This is a genomic window from Spirosoma pulveris (genome assembly GCF_054781875.1).
The window spans coordinates 14968-32402 of sequence record NZ_BAAGTO010000016.1; the positions used below are offsets into that span (position 1 = coordinate 14968).

16 protein-coding genes are annotated in these 17435 nt (G+C 48.8%); 3 read left to right on the forward strand and 13 right to left on the reverse strand.

The features are described from left to right. Positions 1-8: 8 nt before the first annotated feature. The 4 genes from ACYVJM_RS28920 to ACYVJM_RS28935 all read right to left on the reverse strand — a co-directional run bounded on the left by ACYVJM_RS28920 (position 9) and on the right by ACYVJM_RS28935 (position 3687). Positions 9-1226, reverse strand: a complete 1218-nt coding sequence (locus ACYVJM_RS28920) for a glycosyltransferase family 4 protein (protein WP_461151610.1) — start codon at positions 1224-1226, stop codon at positions 9-11. Positions 1227-1398: 172 nt separating this feature from the next. Next, positions 1399-2169 carry a glycosyltransferase family 2 protein gene (locus ACYVJM_RS28925; protein ID WP_461151611.1) on the reverse strand — a complete coding sequence of 257 codons (771 nt, stop codon included), beginning with the start codon at positions 2167-2169 and terminating at the stop codon, positions 1399-1401. After that, on the reverse strand, positions 2166-2804 hold the full coding sequence (locus ACYVJM_RS28930; RefSeq protein WP_461151612.1) for a WcaF family extracellular polysaccharide biosynthesis acetyltransferase: 639 nt from the start codon (positions 2802-2804) through the stop codon (positions 2166-2168). The genes ACYVJM_RS28925 and ACYVJM_RS28930 overlap by 4 nt, the downstream gene beginning before the upstream one ends. Then, positions 2755-3687, reverse strand: a complete 933-nt coding sequence (locus ACYVJM_RS28935) for a glycosyltransferase family 2 protein (RefSeq protein ID WP_461151613.1) — start codon at positions 3685-3687, stop codon at positions 2755-2757. The genes ACYVJM_RS28930 and ACYVJM_RS28935 overlap by 50 nt, the downstream gene beginning before the upstream one ends. 134 nt (positions 3688-3821) lie before the next feature. Here ACYVJM_RS28935 and ACYVJM_RS28940 point away from each other — a divergent pair, with 134 nt between their 5' ends. The 3 genes from ACYVJM_RS28940 to ACYVJM_RS28950 all read left to right on the forward strand — a co-directional run bounded on the left by ACYVJM_RS28940 (position 3822) and on the right by ACYVJM_RS28950 (position 7589). Next, on the forward strand, positions 3822-5807 hold the full coding sequence (locus tag ACYVJM_RS28940) for a sialate O-acetylesterase (protein WP_461151614.1): 1986 nt from the start codon (positions 3822-3824) through the stop codon (positions 5805-5807). 65 nt (positions 5808-5872) lie between these two features. After that, complete coding sequence (locus ACYVJM_RS28945; RefSeq protein WP_461151615.1) at positions 5873-6637, forward strand: methionyl-tRNA formyltransferase; 765 nt, start codon at positions 5873-5875, stop codon at positions 6635-6637. Positions 6638-6734: 97 nt separating this feature from the next. Beyond that, positions 6735-7589 carry a polysaccharide deacetylase family protein gene (locus ACYVJM_RS28950; RefSeq protein ID WP_461151616.1) on the forward strand — a complete coding sequence of 285 codons (855 nt, stop codon included), beginning with the start codon at positions 6735-6737 and terminating at the stop codon, positions 7587-7589. A gap of 4 nt (positions 7590-7593) precedes the next feature. Here ACYVJM_RS28950 and ACYVJM_RS28955 read toward each other — a convergent pair whose 3' ends face one another. The 9 genes from ACYVJM_RS28955 to ACYVJM_RS28995 all read right to left on the reverse strand — a co-directional run bounded on the left by ACYVJM_RS28955 (position 7594) and on the right by ACYVJM_RS28995 (position 17435). Next, positions 7594-8745 carry a glycosyltransferase gene (locus tag ACYVJM_RS28955; protein ID WP_461151617.1) on the reverse strand — a complete coding sequence of 384 codons (1152 nt, stop codon included), beginning with the start codon at positions 8743-8745 and terminating at the stop codon, positions 7594-7596. 19 nt (positions 8746-8764) lie between these two features. Further along, entirely contained in the window at positions 8765-9931 is a 1167-nt protein-coding gene (locus ACYVJM_RS28960) for a glycosyltransferase family 4 protein (protein ID WP_461151618.1), read from the reverse strand. Further along, positions 9931-11310 (reverse strand): O-antigen ligase family protein, encoded by a 1380-nt coding sequence (locus tag ACYVJM_RS28965; RefSeq protein ID WP_461151619.1) that lies wholly within the window; start codon positions 11308-11310, stop codon positions 9931-9933. The genes ACYVJM_RS28960 and ACYVJM_RS28965 overlap by 1 nt, the downstream gene beginning before the upstream one ends. A gap of 82 nt (positions 11311-11392) precedes the next feature. After that, the gene (locus ACYVJM_RS28970; RefSeq protein WP_461151620.1) at positions 11393-12283 is read right to left on the reverse strand and encodes a glycosyltransferase family 2 protein; all 891 of its coding nucleotides are present in this window, start codon (positions 12281-12283) and stop codon (positions 11393-11395) included. Positions 12284-12286: 3 nt separating this feature from the next. Continuing rightward, positions 12287-13396 carry a glycosyltransferase family 4 protein gene (locus ACYVJM_RS28975; RefSeq protein WP_461151621.1) on the reverse strand — a complete coding sequence of 370 codons (1110 nt, stop codon included), beginning with the start codon at positions 13394-13396 and terminating at the stop codon, positions 12287-12289. 120 nt (positions 13397-13516) lie between these two features. Next, positions 13517-14524: a hypothetical protein gene (locus ACYVJM_RS28980; RefSeq protein WP_461151622.1), complete on the reverse strand. Its 1008-nt coding sequence runs from the start codon at positions 14522-14524 to the stop codon at positions 13517-13519. Positions 14525-14542: 18 nt separating this feature from the next. Continuing rightward, positions 14543-15568 carry a glycosyltransferase gene (locus ACYVJM_RS28985; protein WP_461151623.1) on the reverse strand — a complete coding sequence of 342 codons (1026 nt, stop codon included), beginning with the start codon at positions 15566-15568 and terminating at the stop codon, positions 14543-14545. An 8-nt stretch (positions 15569-15576) separates the two neighbouring features. Further along, the gene (locus ACYVJM_RS28990) at positions 15577-16404 is read right to left on the reverse strand and encodes a DUF5672 family protein (RefSeq protein ID WP_461151624.1); all 828 of its coding nucleotides are present in this window, start codon (positions 16402-16404) and stop codon (positions 15577-15579) included. Then, entirely contained in the window at positions 16401-17435 is a 1035-nt protein-coding gene (locus ACYVJM_RS28995) for a glycosyltransferase family 9 protein (protein ID WP_461151625.1), read from the reverse strand. Before ACYVJM_RS28995 ends, ACYVJM_RS28990 begins: the two co-directional genes overlap by 4 nt.

Consider the following 17435-nt stretch of genomic DNA (forward strand, 5'->3'; position numbering starts at 1 on the left):
GTGAGTGATTACAGGTAGTCGACAATGCGACGTCCAACAATTCCATTTTGTAGTTCCCTTCGTAAAACAGCTTTCCGTCGGCGCGGATGGGTAGAAACGTACATCACCCGCATCTTGAGCGTAAAGCTCACGATCATGTATAAGCCGAACATACAGCCCAGTATCACCAGAGATAACGTGTTTGAGATGTTGCGGTGCAGAAACAGGAATAAGATAGTGTTGAAGAGCGAGATACCACACAAAACAGCCGTCGCTCCGGCATGAGACAGCCCATTGTCCAGCAGAATATGATGCATGTGGTTTCGGTCGGCTGAAAAGGGCGAACGGCCCGCCAGAATTCTAACCAGAAAGACCCGCAGGGTATCAAATATGGGTACGATCAAAATGACAATAGCAATGATCGGGGCATTGAAGAAGGCCGTTGGCTCGTAACGATAGGCGGAATTCAGATTAACAAACCGAACGGCAAAGAAAGCCAGCATAAAGCCGATGATCAGTGACCCCGTATTACCCATGAATATCTTGCTGGTTTTTGAGAAGTTAAACCGCAAAAAACCCAGCAAGGCTCCAGCCATTGTAAAGGCCAGACACGCCATGGTAAAATGATTTGTCAGTAAAAACCAACCGCCAAAGGTGGCACTGGCGATGGTCGAAATGCCACCCGCCAGGCCGTCAATACCGTCAATCAGATTGATTGCATTGGTTAAAGCAATAAAAATGAAGCAGGTTAACACCACACCCACAACAGGCTGTATGTGGTATAAGCCCATGATGCCGTACAGGTAGTCGACCCGCAAATCGCCAAAGAGGATTAAAATCATGGCGGCCAGCACCTGAAACATTAATTTTTTGGCCGGATCTATGCCAACCAAATCATCTTTAATGCCAATAAAGAACAGAATGGTCATGCCCACAATAGACAGATTTGTACTGTAGGTACTGTAAAGGTCTGTTCTGTCAAGGCTGGGCCAAAGGAAATAGCCGATCAGGATAGCAGCAAAGATGGCAATCCCACCGAAGGTTGGCGTTGGCGTTGAGTGAGACCGGCGTTCGCCGGGTTTTTCCATCAGCGATTTCAGTTCAGAAATCTTGATTACAACGGGAATGGCGATTACAGCCACAAAACAGGCGACTAAAAAAGACAGTATACACTGATAAAGGCCAATCGTAAATGCTTCATCATTGAATTTATTTTGCAGGTACGCAATTAATAAATCAATATTCATAAGGTGGGGCGTTTAATGACTATCAAGCTTCTTAGCTCGATGAGTGTTCAAAACAACTCGAAAACTAACGCTACCTACGTACACCAGTCATCTGGTTTGGAAATCGAAGGAGCGTAAAAATTATGGTTTTACCTATTCATACCGTTGAAATCTGATCGAACGGCATGTCTGGTTACTTAATTAGTACGGCTGGCGGCTTAGTAATGTATTGCTTCAATTTACGTAAAGGCTTGAGCCAGAATGTAAACAAATAAGGTTTTAACCCGTTCAGCTGCCAGGCCAACTGGTCTTCACGATTGGCGCGAAGGCGATTTTGCAGGCTGCTGTTGCTGATTCCGCCTACCCGCATAACAATCGTTACCTCGTCCATGTACGCCAGTTTGGCTTTATGCTTGTGAATGAACCGTAACATCAACTCATAATCGGCCGCACTCTTCATGTCTAATCGAAACAAGCCGTATTGCAAATACATCCAGCGCTTGGCAAAGAACGAGAGGTGCCCGGGCATCCATCCCCATAGGAATGCATTTTCAGTGTACCAGCCCGAACGCCAGTAACGCTTAAGCTTTTGGGTATCAGTACGGTCTACATAAAGCATATCCCCATACACGGCATCGCTGTCCGTACGCTCAAAGGTTGCGACCATGTTTTCTATAACACGTTCATGCCGGTAAAAATCATCGGCGTTCAATAAGCCTATTACGTCGCCGGTTGCCAAACGGATTCCCTTGTTCATGGCATCGTACAGGCCTTTGTCAGGTTCAGATATGAATTTGGCCACCCGGGTACCGTACGACTCGATGATGGCTACGGTTCCATCCGTCGATTGGCCATCGACAAGGATGTACTCGATGTTGGTATAGGTCTGGCCGAGCACGGATTCAATGCAGTCCCGAACAAATTCTGCACCATTGTAGACAACCGTTATAATTGATACTTTCACGCCTTAATGTTTCGTTGACGGACCCAGACAGCCGGGTTTCCCTGATAAATACCATACGCTTTCAAGACATGCGTAGCCACCGAATTAACGGCCAGTACAGCATGTGATTCGCAGCGAACACCCGCACAAACAATGGCTTTAGCCCCAATCCAGACCCCATCCTCAAGGGTAATCGGCCGAGTGGTCAGATCAAATGTGGACCGCGAGTAATCATGGTTACCAGTTAACAACATAGCACCTTGAGATAGACAAACATTATTGCCAATGGTCACATCGCTTAAGTTATCAATCCACACATGCTCGCCGATCCAGACTTGATTGCCTATCGATAGCAACCAGGGATACTTAATGTTTACAGCTGGTTTTATAACGACCCCTTCTCCAATTTTTGCTCCGAAAAACCTGAGCACGGCTAACTTTAACGCAATGGGAACGGGGAGATAGGTATTTAGAAAATAAGCATTGACCAGAAACCAGAGAATAACTTTCCAACGTGGCCCCGGATTGTACCAGCTGATGTTGAACTTGGTAAAATCCGTTTTCCCGTTCTGAAAGTCAGGTTCTGTAGTCCGATCAGTATTTGAATCAGGGCTGATTGACTTGCTCGGGTCGGGCTGGTCTAAGGTCTTTTCCATATTCCGTTCGGAAATAGTTGATAATTGCTTCTTTATCGGTGCCTACCCGAATGTTCACTTCCATGAGCTTGGCATCGACCAAAAAACGGTACCAGAGTGCCTGTAGGGAACACCAGACGAAACCCGCCTTGCCATCCAGGAAACCTAAACGGATAAAATACCGATAGATAAAATATAAGATAGGTCGGGTAAAGAGGGGTAATGACGCGTATTTCTCTTTTAAAAACCGGATTCGCTGCTCTTGTGTTCCAAACAGCCTGGGCTGAACCGTCTCAGCTTTGTCGAATTGATAGCGGTAGTTTAGTAAATTGATCATTTCCAGAATGGTGTAGTGATTGTGCTTCTGCGTCCACCATGTCAGGTTGTTGAGGTTATGATCAACAATATCATGACTAAACTGAATAGGCTCACCTTTTGTCAGTTTAATGTGTTCATCGTGCCAAACCTGCTCGCAAAAGCCGTCTCCCCGTCGCCAGAGCCGCAGTAACCAGATGGGGTAAAAACCGCCGTGGCGCATCCACCGGTTCAGGAAGAACACCCGGCGTTTCACATAAATACCCCCAACATGAGCCGGGAGGTTGTGAAGACGTCGGTTTATTTCGTCGGCCAGTTCTGGCATTACGTACTCGTCCGCATCCATCCGCATTAGCCAGCCCGTTTTAAAAGGGGTGTTGTTAATGCCAAAATTAAATTGAGTGGCGTAGTTTACCCAGGTGTTTTGAACTACCTGAGCGCCCAGTGAACGAGCTATCTCAACAGTATTGTCAGTCGAAAATGAATCGACAATAAATATTTTATGCGTAAATGGCAGCAAACTCTGAATACAGCGAGTAATGTGTTTTTCCTCGTTATGTGTCAGGATGATGACTGATACGTCGGTCATATTCAGATGAACTATAGACTCTCTATAAGCCTGTTTTCATTCTTTTATGCGAAAAAAGAATGTATTTTTACCCGCTTGTTTGCGCAACAAGAATGCGCACAATATTATAACTTTTTTTATAGTCAACAAAGCCGATGAAAAGACTTTACTTCGGAGTCATATTGTTTTTGTACTATTTCCAAGCCCAGGGGCAACTGGTTTTTGATCGGCTACCCCGTGAGCTACAGTTATATCCGCGTGATGCCAGCAGTCAGGCCCAGGTTGTTGTAAGTGGAAAGATGGATACGGCCGGTTACACGAAAATAACGATGCGCATGGCTCGGGAGGGCGTATTGACAAACGTGGTCAGCCAGAGTTTAGAGCCGGCGAGCAATAGCGCCCCATTCAGTTTGTCGGCAACCATCAAAGCTGAACCGGCTGAGTACTCGGTTCAGGTATATATTTATAAAGGGACAGACTCACTCCTGGTTGCCAACCCCCAGCACATTGTTTGCGGAGATGTATATATCATTCATGGGCAGTCGAACGCATTGGCCCTTAGTGACTTCGATGTGCTGTATTCGTTTAATTTCAATGATAAGTACATGCGGAACGTGGCTTATCCGTATCTGGGACTACCCTCCCAGATGAGTTGGTACCCTGCCAAACAGCCCTTTGCCAGTATTGGCGGGTTTGGGCTGACGATTCAACGGCTCATTCTGGAAAACTATGGTATCCCTACCTGTGTCATAAACGGGGCCATGGGTGGGACGCCCATTAGTGCCTTATCGATACGTGACTCGGTGAACCATGCTAATCCAATCACGTTCTACGGTGATCTGCTCAACCGGGCGCAATGGGCGGGTGTTGCCAAACAAACGAAAGCAGTAATCTGGAAACAGGGGGAAGAAGATGCCGGAAGCGGTCTGCCGGGGTATCCGGGCAAATTTGCTACCCTGTATAAGCAGTTCAGGGAAGATTATGGCAACGCCCGCATCTACGTAGGGCAAATCAATATTTTAAATAACCCACAGGATAGTGCAGCGGCCCTGCGCGATTTTCAACGGCGTACCAAATACCTGTTCAATAACGTTGAAACCATCGCTACCGTTGGGACACCGGGTTATGATGGTGTGCATTACAGCGGGTTGGCGCACCAGCGGATGGCCTTCGAGCAGTTCCGGCTAATTGCCCGCGACATATATGGATCGAATGATACGCTTCAGATTAACTCGCCGGATATAAAGAAGGTATTTTATAATAGCCGTAAAGATTCTATTACCCTGGTTTTTGACGATCAGATGCAAATGGTCTGGAAAAACGATACTACCTTTTATAATTTTGCAACAGGAGCGAAAATCGCTTACCGCGAGCAGAAAGATTTCTTTTATCTGGATCGGCAGTCAGGGATGGTAACGGGCGGATCAGCCACTGGAAACCGGATTCTGTTGTCTCTGAAACAACCAGCCTCCGCCAAAACAATTCGTTACCTGCCGGCTTATTTTTCGGATGCCGCTTCGCCATTCTACGACGGTCCTACGCTCCGCAATACGCGGGGTATGCGCGCTTTTTCATTCGATAACGTTGCTATTGCCGAAGCCATTGCTCCTGTAACTACGCTGGCTGCCAAACCTGTATCGGAAAAGCAGATTCAATTGAACTGGACCGCTGTACCAACGGCTCAAATTCAGATTCTGGAACGGGCCACGGGTACACCCACCAATTTTACACCGGTTGCCAGCCTTGGTGGGACCATTGGAGCGTATACCGATACGAATGTGCCTGACATGTTTGGTACTTATTATTACCGATTACGTGCGTTCAGTGCGGTTTCCGAATCTACCTACAGTAACGTTGTCAGTGCCCGCCCACTGGTGCTGGGTACCGAACCAACCGAACCACTTGTTCAGATTTATCCGAATCCATTGGCGTCGGACCGAATGCTGTACGTAGAAGCAGACCAGGTCTTTTTTACTGAGTTAACGGTACGTGACCTACTCGGCAGAGCCGTAAAAACATGGCGGGGCGGCCCCAAGAAGGCGATTTCGCTGGCACTCGATAACTTGGAATCCGGTATCTACATCACGGATGTGCAAACCGTCAATGGGCACCTAATTCGCCGGAAACTGATTATACGTTGATAACCGGATACTGGCTTTCGGGTCTGAATGTGTAGTTTTGTGGCATTAATGTTATATACTTGTTTATGCGCCTTGTGATTCTTACGCAGGATGATCCGTTCTATCTTGCTCGTAATATCGATTACTTACTCAAAAACTTACCTCCCTACGCTGAAGTTGTAGCAACCGTCGTGTTCGACGTATCGCCGTTTGGCAAGCGCGAAAGTTTTAGCGAGAAGATGAAGAAGACGTACGATATTTTTGGTCTGCCATTTTTTGTACGGTATGGCTTCAAATTTGTAGCCTCAAAGCTGGATAGCCGAAATAACGTACGCAAGGTGCTGGCCGACCGGAATATTCCTCTCATTCATATTGATGGAAATATTAATAAAGATGAGAATCTCGAAAAGCTAAAGGAGTACAAACCAGACCTGTTTCTCTCCATTGCCGGCAACCAGATCTTCAAGCGTAAACTTCTGGATGTTGCCACCCACGGGTGTATAAATCTGCATACGGCTCTCTTACCCAAATACCGTGGATTGATGCCCTCGTTCTGGGTATTGAAGAACGGGGAAACGCATACGGGCGTATCCGTGTTCTTTGTGGATGAAGGCATTGACAACGGACCTATCCTGGTACAGGAAAAGCTTGCCATTGGCAACATGACCCAAGCCGAATTAATTGATGTGACCAAGAAAATGGGTATGGATGCCATGCTTAAGTCTATTGATAAAATTCACTCGGGTACTTATGAGTTAATTGAGAATGATGCATCCCAGATGACTTACTTCACCTTTCCCACGCGTGAGGATGTAAAAGCTTTTCTGGCAGCCGGTAAGCGGTTTTATTAAAAGGAAGAAGGGGAGGAAAGGGAGTATGGAAAAAAGGAGAGGCCATCCGCGCTCCTTCCTGTCCTTGTCCTCCCCTTCGACCCTTTCGATCTTAGTTATGAACATTTTGACGTTTGACATTGAAGAGTGGTTTCATCTTCTGGATAATGAATCGACCCGCACAGAAACGGAATGGAGTCGTTACGAAACCCGGATCTACCATAATATGGATCGGATCTTTCAGCTTTTAGAAGATACTAAAAGCCGGGCCACCTTTTTTTGTTTGGGTTGGGTGGCTGATAAACACCCGGAGATAATCCGACGAATTGATGCTGCCGGGTACGAGGTTGCTACCCATTCTTACGCCCACCAGCTCGCTTACGAGCAGACACCAGCCGAATTTCAGGCAGACCTGGAACGATCTATCAAGCACCTACAGGATTTGACCGGTAAAAAAGTGCGCTCCTATCGGGCCCCCGGGTTTTCGATCAAAGAGTACAATCGCTGGGTGTTTCCGGTCTTGCTGGAGCAGGGTATCGAGATTGACTGCTCGGTTTTCTCGGCCCGTCGCTCACACGGGGGCGATACGTCACTAAACATGTTCGAACCGGGTTATCTGAATATTGACGGCACACTACTCAAAGAATTTCCTATCAATACTGCCCCGGTGTTCGGGCAGGACCTTATCTTCTCGGGTGGTGGTTATTTCAGGCTCTTTCCCTATAAAGTTATTAAGGGGTTAGTGAGTCGGTCGAAGTACGTCATGACATACTTCCACCCCCGTGACTTTGATCCGGGTCAACCCATGATTCCCGGCTTAAACCGCGCCCGGCAGTTTAAGTCGTACTACGGTCTCAATAACTGTCTGCCCAAATTACAGCGATTACTCCTCGATTTCCCGTTTGTTGACCTGGCTGAAGCCGATAGGCAGGTTGATTGGGCCAATGTCATCCGCCGGGATGTGCAGGTGTAGGTTACTATTTTTTGCATACGTTCGTGTATTCGTCAAGGAGCTTTTTGGCGACTACATCAATGTCATATTGTTTCTTCAATAAGGCCGTCGCATTTTGGGCCATTTCCTGGCGTACCTGTTCATTGCCAAGTAGTTGCGCTATCCCTTCCGTAACGCTTTCTGCCGTTAAGCTGGCCAGCACACCAGCGGCTTTGTGTTCCCGAATTACGTCGCCAAAGCCAACCCGATCGGATACCAATGTGGGCGTTCCCGCTGCCATAGCCTCAAGTACGGCCATTGAAAAGCCTTCCGAATAGGAGGGAAGGGTAAACAGATCAGCATCGGCGAGGGCCGCTTTCTTATCATCGCCGGTTAACATACCCACCATTCGAATTGAATCGCTGAGCTTATGCTGTTCGATAAACTGCCGGGTGGTTGCTTCATAGCCGTCGTCAGGGCCAGCCAGAGCCAATACGGTATCGGGGTGCTGACGAACGTACTCCCGAAAACCAGGCAGCAGTAGGTCTAGCCCTTTTTTTGCATTCAGACGACTCATGAATAACACCAGCTTTTTGTCCATAGGCAGGCCAAACTTCCGGCGAAACGTACCCTTGGGCGGTAACGAAATGAAATCGCTCATTTTAACCCCATTGGGGATGATAACGATGTTTGGATGTGCATGACCCAGATAACGCAGCACATCCTGCTGCTCATCGGTATTGTTAATTTGCACCAGATCGGCCCGCTGGAGGTACTTTTTTTGAGCCAGCGAATCCATTAACTGCTTTTTCCAGTTGTTGTGCGCATAAACCCACCGATCCAGCACCCCGTGTATGGTAATCACTTTGGCCACTGTCCGGTCAATCATAAAGGGGGCCAGGGTGCCAAAATGCCAAAGACCGTGGCAATGAATAATGTCGTACTCGTGAGCGTGCTTTCGTAGATACTGATAAAGCTCAATGGAAAATTCACGAAAAAACCTGCTGATACCGGGTGTTCGCTGGCAGAGAATCAGTCGTGCCCCGGTCGGAACAGGATAGGGCTTTTCGCCGGGCGAAACAGGACTAAGGATGTCTACCTGATGGCCATAGCGAAGGGCTACCTCAGTATGATCGAAAATGATTTTGGGCGGCCCGCCCGATTGCCATGTGTACGCGCAGATATTTAAAATTCGCATGATACTGCGGAATAACCGATTAGTTTGTGATTTTATGAAAGCCCTCAAGCATTTCCTGAGCCACAACTTCAGGGGCATAAGGGGCAATGAACTCCCGGGCCAACTGGCCCATTTGCCGGATGGCCACGTTCCCGTCCATAAACCGAAGAAGGTATTGCGTGAGTTGATCAGGCTGATCCGGGTCGAAAACGAACCCGTTTTTTTCATGATGTACCAGGTCTTTCACACATCCGCAACGGTCCGAGACAATAACGGGTAATCCGCAGGCCATGGCCTCATTCACAACCAATCCCCACGGCTCCGAACGGCTTGGCAATACCAGAACATCACTTAAGGCCAATACCTCCGGCACCCGAAACCAGGGGCGACCGGGTAATATAGTTACTTGATCCGCCAGCGCCAGCGCATCAATCTGCCGCATTAAGGAATCATACTCAGCACCATCGCCCAGCATAATTAATCCCCATGTCGACGGGTTTACGGTACGTTTGAGTGCCTGATGAAAGGCATCGACCAGAACAGGTAAATTCTTAGCCTCAATCAGTCGACCCACAAAAATGAAATTTTTGTCTCGTAACTGCATGGCCTGCCGGATGCTTTCCCGGTTTGGAAGCGTCTTTTGGTAAACAGCCCGAAGGGCCTTATTATCTACCGCACTTTTTCGGAGCAGGATCTTGGCGGGAGGCACGCCTAACTGCAAGAGGTAGTCGGCCGATTGGCTGCCAAAGCAAAAAAAACCATCGCACTGACGAAAGACCCAGCGTTTGAACACTTCTTTCCATCCTCCTCGCTGGTGATCGGAGGCTGTACTTTCGTTTTGCATGACTACCCGAACGCCATTTGCCTTGGCCCAGCCTAACAAGGCGAGTTGTGCCGGATCATAATAACCCGTCAGGTGAATAACATCCGGTTTATAAACCCGGGTACGCTTGAGTAAAGCCCTGACTCGTTCTACCAGGCCAATTTCTTCGACAAATCGGTCGAATAACAACTCATGCTCGTAGACGTAAGTTGGGGTGGTTTCGTCGGCTAAGGATTCCAGACTGGCACGCGAGCGCTCGTTACGGGCAATCTGTAAAACGCGTACTGAGGTATTTTCCTGCTGGTTTACCAGTTGTTGCAATGCCTGAAATACGGTTGATTTATAATGAGCCCATAAGAGATTATGAACGATAAGAATACGCATCAGGCTGGTTCAGCGGAAGGCACAACAATAAATTGATCTTGTGTATGGTTAATGGCATGGTTGGTAAGATGGGCGGGGAACAGGTGGTCAACGCCCATAAACCGGATCATCAATGAAAGCGGGAACCAGTAGGAAATTTCGGTTGGCCGCCCATTTGTAAAGAGTTGTACAATCAGAAGCAGATAAAAATACGCGAGAAAGGTATTTAACGGGTTCGGATTTGTGCGCATGTTGCGAACCGAGTAATAAAACGCCATACCATTAATGCCTCCGAATGTTAACAAGCCAAGAATACCCTGATTAACAAATGCTTCGAGAAGGGGCACATCGAAGTACTGGAATTTGTAGCCATAGCCCAGAATGAGCATATATATTTTAGGCCCCATCAGGTTCCTGAGGAACGTAAGACCGACGGTTCGGTTTGCCGCCGAGTCGTCGAGTACAGCTTTATACTCCGTCCCTTGTGCTTTCTGTCCTAAAAGCGCATAGACATTTTCGAGGTTTCGCTCCATAAAGCTGGAGACATAGTCGTATAAGATCAGGTAGGCCGTAATGTTGCGCTGGAAGAAATAGACGACTCCGAGTACGCCGACAACCATGATAAAGATAGGGACTGGCTTGACGAGGCTACGAACTGCCGAACGAATTTCTGTCGGGCGAACGTGGAAATACATGAACAGGAGCGTTGCCAGGATGAAGGCCAAAATGCCGGATCGGGTTTGGGTAAGTACCAGTACGGCGATGTTGAGTACGCCGGCAAAAAAACACAGTAACTTGAACAGAATGTTCGACTTCGGCTGTAACAGGCCAATGGCACAGGCGATGATGCCCATGTACGCATTTCGTGAAAAAGCGTGGGGGTTACCAGACCCTTCGTCGCCATTATTGAGGGTAATGGTTGCCCGCTGCCCAATGGCCCAGGTAGGGTCTGTGATCAATGCATAAATTAACCCCAGGTTAGATACCAGTGTAAATAAGACAACTATTGGAATAAAAAACCGGATGATCTCATTCGGTACATTAATGAGTAGGAACAAAAAGATAAGAACGTATGCAAAATAGATCAGGTCGCGGTCATAATCTTTAAAACCTGGTACTGCGTTGAAATAGAACATGTAAAAAACGCTCAGCAGAATATAGCAGATACCCAGCGTGAGCATCACGTAATTTGGTCGGTACAATCGGCGAAGTAACGTAAACGGTACCATAAGCACCAAGCCCCCTGCCAGCGCTGCCGCCGTAAAGGCAGTGCTACCGGGAGCGAGTTTAAGGGTTTCCCGAAAAAAGAAGATCAGGGGGTAACCATCCAGAAGAATACAAATACCGACCACCATTCGCATATAGTCGAGTGATTGTACAAAGCGAATGAACGAGTTCATAAATTGGATTCGATTAATAGGGTTGAGGTCAACCGTGTCGATAAAGGTGTAACGATACGTGTTTATGCAAACAGTTGACAGTCTATTTATTTAGACGAAGCCGATGCCGTACGTAGGCAAACTCACCTTTGAGCACGAAAGTCATCAGCTTACGCAGTCGGCAATACCGTTGCCAGAAAGAGGCTCCCAGACGTGAAGTTAACATCGGCTGGTATTTTTCTTTAACCTGTTTATGTTCCTGTAAGCCCACGGTGGCGGCAATGGTTGATGACTTCGCGTCGGGCTGAACCCGAAACCCGCCCCAGAATCCGTCAACGTGTTGAAATCGCATACCGGGTTGAACCCCCAATCGGGCAACAATCTCATAATCGATCACAAAACGCAGGCTTTCGTCGAGCATGCCCAATCGAAGTAATTGCTCACGACGGATAAACAACGATTGGTTAAAAACCTGCATCCCTTCGTAAATATGACATTCGGCGCAAAAGGCCGGTGCCCGCATCTCTTCCAAAATAACGTCGGTTTCATCGGTGATGTACATATCTCCAAAAAAAACGTCCGTATCCGGGGCCTTCCGCCAGGCCTGGGCCACCCGATGAAAAGCGTCTGGTGCAAATACATCGTCGGAGTTTTGAAAAGCGACGTAATCGCCGGTTGCCCGTTTGAATCCTTTATTTATGGCATCCGTTTGCCCTTTGTCCTTTTCACTCACCCAGCCAGCCAGATAGGGTTCATACTTTTTTATGATATCTACACTACCATCGGTAGAGCCACCATCCATGATGAAATACTCCAGATTAGGGTATTGCTGGTTCAACACGCTCAGGATCGTTCGCTCCAGATACTGTGCCTGGTTGTAAGACGGAGTAACGATGGTAAGTTTTGGATACGCTCTGTTATCCGTACGGGTAGCCTGAGCAGACGAGTACGGCTGTGTAACAAATGTATGAAGTGAAACGGAAGTTGAGGCCATCGCTTAATGGAGAGATTGATAAACCTCCAATGTCTGGCAGGCGGTTTTATCACATGAAAAATTCTTCAGCCGCTCAATTCCTTTCAGGCGCAGGTCGGCACACAACGCATCGTCGGTAACAACGCGTTCGATGGCTTCGGCCATTGACTCATCGTCTTCGGGATCAAAATACAGGGCGGCATCGGCAGCTACTTCGGGTAAGGAGCTTCGGTTGCTCAACACAACGGCACAGCCTCCGCTGTAGGCTTCCAGAACGGGTATGCCAAAGCCTTCATTCAACGAAGGAAAAACAAAGGCACGGGCGTGTTTGTAGAGGGCCAAGAGACTGGCATCGGATGCGGGTCGGTAATGAACGCGATTCGCCAGTCGGGACGAGTGAAACAGGGTCTGCTCGTCTTTACTGAACGCCCCCCCGCCGGCGCAGATCAGATGTAAATCGGGATGCCGCTGCAAAACAGGCTGTATCGCCCGGAAAAAGCCGGTGAAGTTTTTGTACAAACCCCGTTTGCCCACATACAGCAGGTAAGGAGCCTGCATAGGCGGAGTATTGTATTCACTCGCCGATGCATACTCCCCGAGCGTAGTGCCCAGATGAATAACTTTTATCTTTTCCGGGTCGACCGTAAAAAAGCGCAAAATTTCCTGCTTCGAAAATTCAGAAACGGCAATGATGCAGTCGGCCCGTCGTAGCAGCACTTTCTTCAGGTCATACAGCCCTTCGCCTACTTCGGGGTAAATGCTGCCATATCGTTCACTGGTGGCATCATGAAAGGAAACAACAAAAGGCTTGTTGCCAATCGCGTCCAGAAAGTAGCGATGGTAATAAGTCGGGTGGAAAACGTCGAATTTCCCCGCTTTTATGCGACGCAGGCTGTAAAGCCGATTGAGAACGGAGGCAACCCGATGGGCATTTCGCACCTGAGCCAAACTCCGGTAGCGTAAGTGCCGACTGAAGGAGGCCTGATCGAGATACTCGTTATTGGATAATCGCAGGGATAGTTCAAATTCAATATCTGTTCGCTTGGCAAACGAACGCATCAGTTCAAAAAAATAGCGGGAAACGCCCCCGTAAGGTACACCCGTGAACGATTGATGGTCGTAAAGTACTTTCATGAAGGGAAATCTACAAACGAAGACCGTTTGTATTTTTCTGAGATGATTTGTCTACAAAATTAGAGCTAATAGGGGATAAAACCTTGCCCAAGTCGCAATATTCCTCCAACGGTCAAACGCTTAGCTTTGAACGGAGAACTGATCAATGAATCGGGTAACGCTTCGAAACGACTGAACTGCCGTATAACGCCAGCCCCGCAAAACGACAGGTTCCGGCTGTTGTCCATAAGCTGGTGTTATTGACTTCATACTAAGCTCGGGAGGAGTGGGCAGGGTTTGTCGGTAAGTGGCCAGTAAGGAGGTGAGTTCGGGTCTATCTGACAGATGAAGCCGGTTTTGATGCGGAAAAAGCCCCTGATCGGGGTGAAGCCATCCTTTGACGTTCATAAACAGGAGGGGCTGATCCTGTCCTTCTGGCCCTGTTACCCGCCAACCATTTTCTGTTTGCTGAACGCTACGCTCGGGTAAATTCCACAGAGCAACGTGCCAACCCGGATTCTTGATTATCCGCACATCGTTAAAAAAGACCGGAACATGCATAAGCCAGATCTGGTCGAGACATAGGCCTTCGCAGTAGTTGATAAACGCTCGTTGCTGAACCCGGTCCGTCCACCAGGCTACTAACCGATCCGTTTCAGCAGATCGGCGGAAGCCCAGAAAGTCGGAACTATACAAACCGATGTTCTGAAAAAACTTCTCATCGGGCCAAAGTGAATCGGCTGGAGTACGGGTAATAAAGGGAGTCAGCAGGGCCGTTGACTCGTCAAGGTTCTGCCAAACTGTCAACAACGAACCCGTGAAATACACATTCGGGTCGGCATAAAGTAGTTTATCAACGTCGGGATATCGCCGAAAGACTTCAGCAATGAAGATTGGTTTACAGGCCGCGGCAAATTCAGTTGGCGTGTAAATCGCTGATAAATCGGTTAGTTGCACAGCCGTTAATAACTCGCTGACCGGCAGAAGCGGGTAAGGAGAAACGAAGCCGACGGGTAAACGGGCCGGATCATCGACCAGCCCCAGGATAACCGAAGAGCTACCGGTAGCGTTGACCGAATGACGAATAAAACTGTCGCCCAGTGCAATTGCCTGAGGAAGTTGTGAGAGGGTACAGATGGTTAATAGCACAGTAAATGCAAAGCTACGTCATTCGAGTAAATCGCCCAACATTGCCAGGTAAGGGGCGTACCAGTTGGCCGATGCGTCGGCATACCGGTTGTAGTTGCCGCGCTGCAGGCTTCGTAGAACCGGCAGTACCCGGCCAAGCCGGTTATCGGGCAGACTGCTGCGCATGGTAAAATGGGCTAATCGTCGGTTAAGTTGAGAAAATCCCGGCGCAGTTTCCGGAACACGGGTGCTCAGTAGCTGGTTTATTTTGGTCAGATTTACCTGTTTTTCGCGAAGGGGGGCAAGTTTACCCGCCCGGCGACGGGCCAGCCGGTCCTGCAACCGCACCGACTCGGCCGCTTCTTTCGCCCGTACGCCAACCTGTTGTTGAACGTGGGTTCGGTAGAGTTGTAAGGGGATGTCGATAAAGTGTACAGCGTTGCTGGCAGCGGCTACCAAAGCCATCCAGCCATCGTAGATATAATCGGTAGGTAAGTCATTGGGTACCGGCAGCACCGTAGTCAAAAATGATTTTCGAACAACGGTAGCACAGCCCATCATTCGATTGCCATCCAGGAGTACTTCCAGCGATTCGCCCGTTTGCCATCGGTTCTGTGCGTTTTTATCAAAGCGTACAACCTCCCAAAATCGACCTTTCTTTTCCTGAAGCAGTTCGTCCGTGACCCAGGCGTCGCAAAACGCTACCTGCGCATCGGAATGCTGCATCATATACCGGGTCATGGTCGCTATTTTTTCGGGTAACCAAAAATCGTCCTGGTCGCATAAGAAGATCAGGTCGCCGGTACAGGCTGAGAGCGCCCGCTCGAAATTTTTATTGGACCCCAGCCGGACTGTATTTTCGAGGACCCGCACCGGAAAGGGCGCATCGACGGCAAGCTGGCTCAGTAATTCGGCGGTGCCATCGGTAGACTGGTCATCGCAGACAACGATTTCGTCGGGCAGTTGCTGCTGCTCAAGCAAACTCTGCCATTGAACGGGCAAGTAGGCAGTGCCGTTGTACGTACAAAGGGCTATGGAAATGGTTGGGCGGGGACGTTCATTCATGCAAAAAATCAGATTTGGTAGCCGTACCGGGCAAAAATAGGTCGCCAGTAGTCGGTACCGTGGATGTTCCAGGCGTGGCAACCGAAGGGTAACTTGCCCTGATTGTAATGCTCAACGGCCCACTGAGGAAAAAACTCAATGGAGAAATAGAGCGCTTCTCGGTAAGACGGAATGCGTAAGTGGGGCCAGTGCCGATTGACTTCAATACCCCAGAATACATCTTCGTGGTACTGGTGCAGCGTTTTGCGTTCGTACTCGTCGATTTTGTGCTTAAACTGTTTTAAGCAGCGCAGCATCGCCGATACCCGCCGGAGGGTAAACCCGCCATTGCCCACGCCGTTCAGGTTGATGATTTCGCGCGGGGTGATGCCGTCCGGTTTTTTCAGGTTTAGCCAGGTAGCCAGTCGTTGCCGAATGGTAAAGTCGAGCTTGTCGAGCCAGCCTGTAAAATCGCGGTCCCGGAGCCAGGGTGCTCCAATGTAATCGTAATTCTGCTGGCACCAGTATGCCAGATCATCCTGAAAGACAAATGCATCTAACTGGTAGATCAGCAGGTATTCCTGATCGGCAAAAGCACTGTAAAATTCTTCTGACAACATGAGCCGGTTGTAGCCCTGTACATCGGTGAAATAGTGCTCGTCGAATGTTCGTGCGTTAATACCGGGGGCTATTTCCTGATAAGCCGTCATATCGAGGGTATGGGGTGCCGCGAGCCAGACCGGGTAATTGCCTAGTACCCGAACACATTGCGTCAGGGCAATGCGTTCATAATCGGTAAGCTGGGCCTTGTAGACCGGTATAACTATGTTGACACTAACAGACCTGGACTGTATCATACTCGTTTGGGTTGACCTACCTGATGTTGAACGGCCTGTTGTACCCAGTCGTAGGGTAATTCAGCACATGGATGACCAAAATTGTTGAGAATAGTCACCCCTTCCCCTCGTTTATAACGGCCTGAGTAGGGCAGGTAATCAATAAAGTCATACAGTTTTCCTAAAAGGAGAATACCTGTTACCCCTCCGGCATTGGCCATGTGTGCCGGTCCGCTGTCGATGCCAATGAACAGCCGGGCGTGTTGGATAACTTCGGCCGTTTCAAGCAAATTCAGTTGACCGCATAAGTTAATAAACCGTGGATTGGTGGATTGGACAGTTGGCGTAAGTCCCACTTCGATGATCGGGTAGGGATACGTTGCCAGTAGCCAGTCTACCAGCTTGTTCCAGTTAGCAGCGGGCCAGTCGCGGGCAATATGGCTTGACTGACAGTGGATAACAATGGGCTGGTCCGGCAATTTCCTGGCTTTTATGGCCTGTTCAATAGCTTCCGGAATATACATTCGAGGCTCGTCGGTGATGGGCGGCAACCCGGCTGCCTGCGAGAACATATACAGTAAATCGCCCCGGTGGTAATAATTATCGAAGGTGAGGCCTATCCGATCCGCCGTTGGGTTAACAGGGTCTTCTGGGCAGTATTTACATTTTCGGTGCGAAATGTGCAGATTATAAACCTGATCGTAGATGCCGGAGCGCAGTAATTGTACCCGTTCGCCGGGGCATTTTTCTACCAGAAAGCCATCCAGGTTGGGGTTGTATCTGACCAGGTCAGCGAAGGCTTCCTTCACGATCCAGAGGATATAGGCATCGGGATGACGCTGGCGTACTTCCCGAGAAACCGGCTCACAGGCAATAATATCGCCCATCTGTTCCGACAGAATAATAGCGACCAGCTGCCGGTCCCCCAGCCGACTTTTAAGTAAACGAAGCTGAAGGTACTTCACGGCAAACGACCAGAATTTGCCCACAATGTGGGTAATTTTATGGTAGCGATAAATCCAGACTTCCCGAAAACGAGGCCCTTCTGTCAT

Bases quoted from the DNA above. Each gene is read 5' to 3' on its own strand.
- ACYVJM_RS28920 (WP_461151610.1), bottom strand. From the start codon at position 1,226: ATGAATATTGATTTATTAATTGCGTACCTGCAAAATAAATTCAATGAT.
- ACYVJM_RS28930 (WP_461151612.1), bottom strand. From the start codon at position 2,804: ATGGAAAAGACCTTAGACCAGCCCGACCCGAGCAAGTCAATCAGCCCT.
- ACYVJM_RS28935 (WP_461151613.1), bottom strand. From the start codon at position 3,687: ATGACCGACGTATCAGTCATCATCCTGACACATAACGAGGAAAAACAC.
- ACYVJM_RS28940 (WP_461151614.1), top strand. From the start codon at position 3,822: ATGAAAAGACTTTACTTCGGAGTCATATTGTTTTTGTACTATTTCCAA.
- ACYVJM_RS28945 (WP_461151615.1), top strand. From the start codon at position 5,873: ATGCGCCTTGTGATTCTTACGCAGGATGATCCGTTCTATCTTGCTCGT.
- ACYVJM_RS28950 (WP_461151616.1), top strand. From the start codon at position 6,735: ATGAACATTTTGACGTTTGACATTGAAGAGTGGTTTCATCTTCTGGAT.
- ACYVJM_RS28955 (WP_461151617.1), bottom strand. From the start codon at position 8,745: ATGCGAATTTTAAATATCTGCGCGTACACATGGCAATCGGGCGGGCCG.
- ACYVJM_RS28960 (WP_461151618.1), bottom strand. From the start codon at position 9,931: ATGCGTATTCTTATCGTTCATAATCTCTTATGGGCTCATTATAAATCA.
- ACYVJM_RS28965 (WP_461151619.1), bottom strand. From the start codon at position 11,310: ATGAACTCGTTCATTCGCTTTGTACAATCACTCGACTATATGCGAATG.
- ACYVJM_RS28970 (WP_461151620.1), bottom strand. From the start codon at position 12,283: ATGGCCTCAACTTCCGTTTCACTTCATACATTTGTTACACAGCCGTAC.
- ACYVJM_RS28975 (WP_461151621.1), bottom strand. From the start codon at position 13,396: ATGAAAGTACTTTACGACCATCAATCGTTCACGGGTGTACCTTACGGG.
- ACYVJM_RS28985 (WP_461151623.1), bottom strand. From the start codon at position 15,568: ATGAATGAACGTCCCCGCCCAACCATTTCCATAGCCCTTTGTACGTAC.
- ACYVJM_RS28990 (WP_461151624.1), bottom strand. From the start codon at position 16,404: ATGATACAGTCCAGGTCTGTTAGTGTCAACATAGTTATACCGGTCTAC.
- ACYVJM_RS28995 (WP_461151625.1), bottom strand. From the start codon at position 17,435: ATGACAGAAGGGCCTCGTTTTCGGGAAGTCTGGATTTATCGCTACCAT.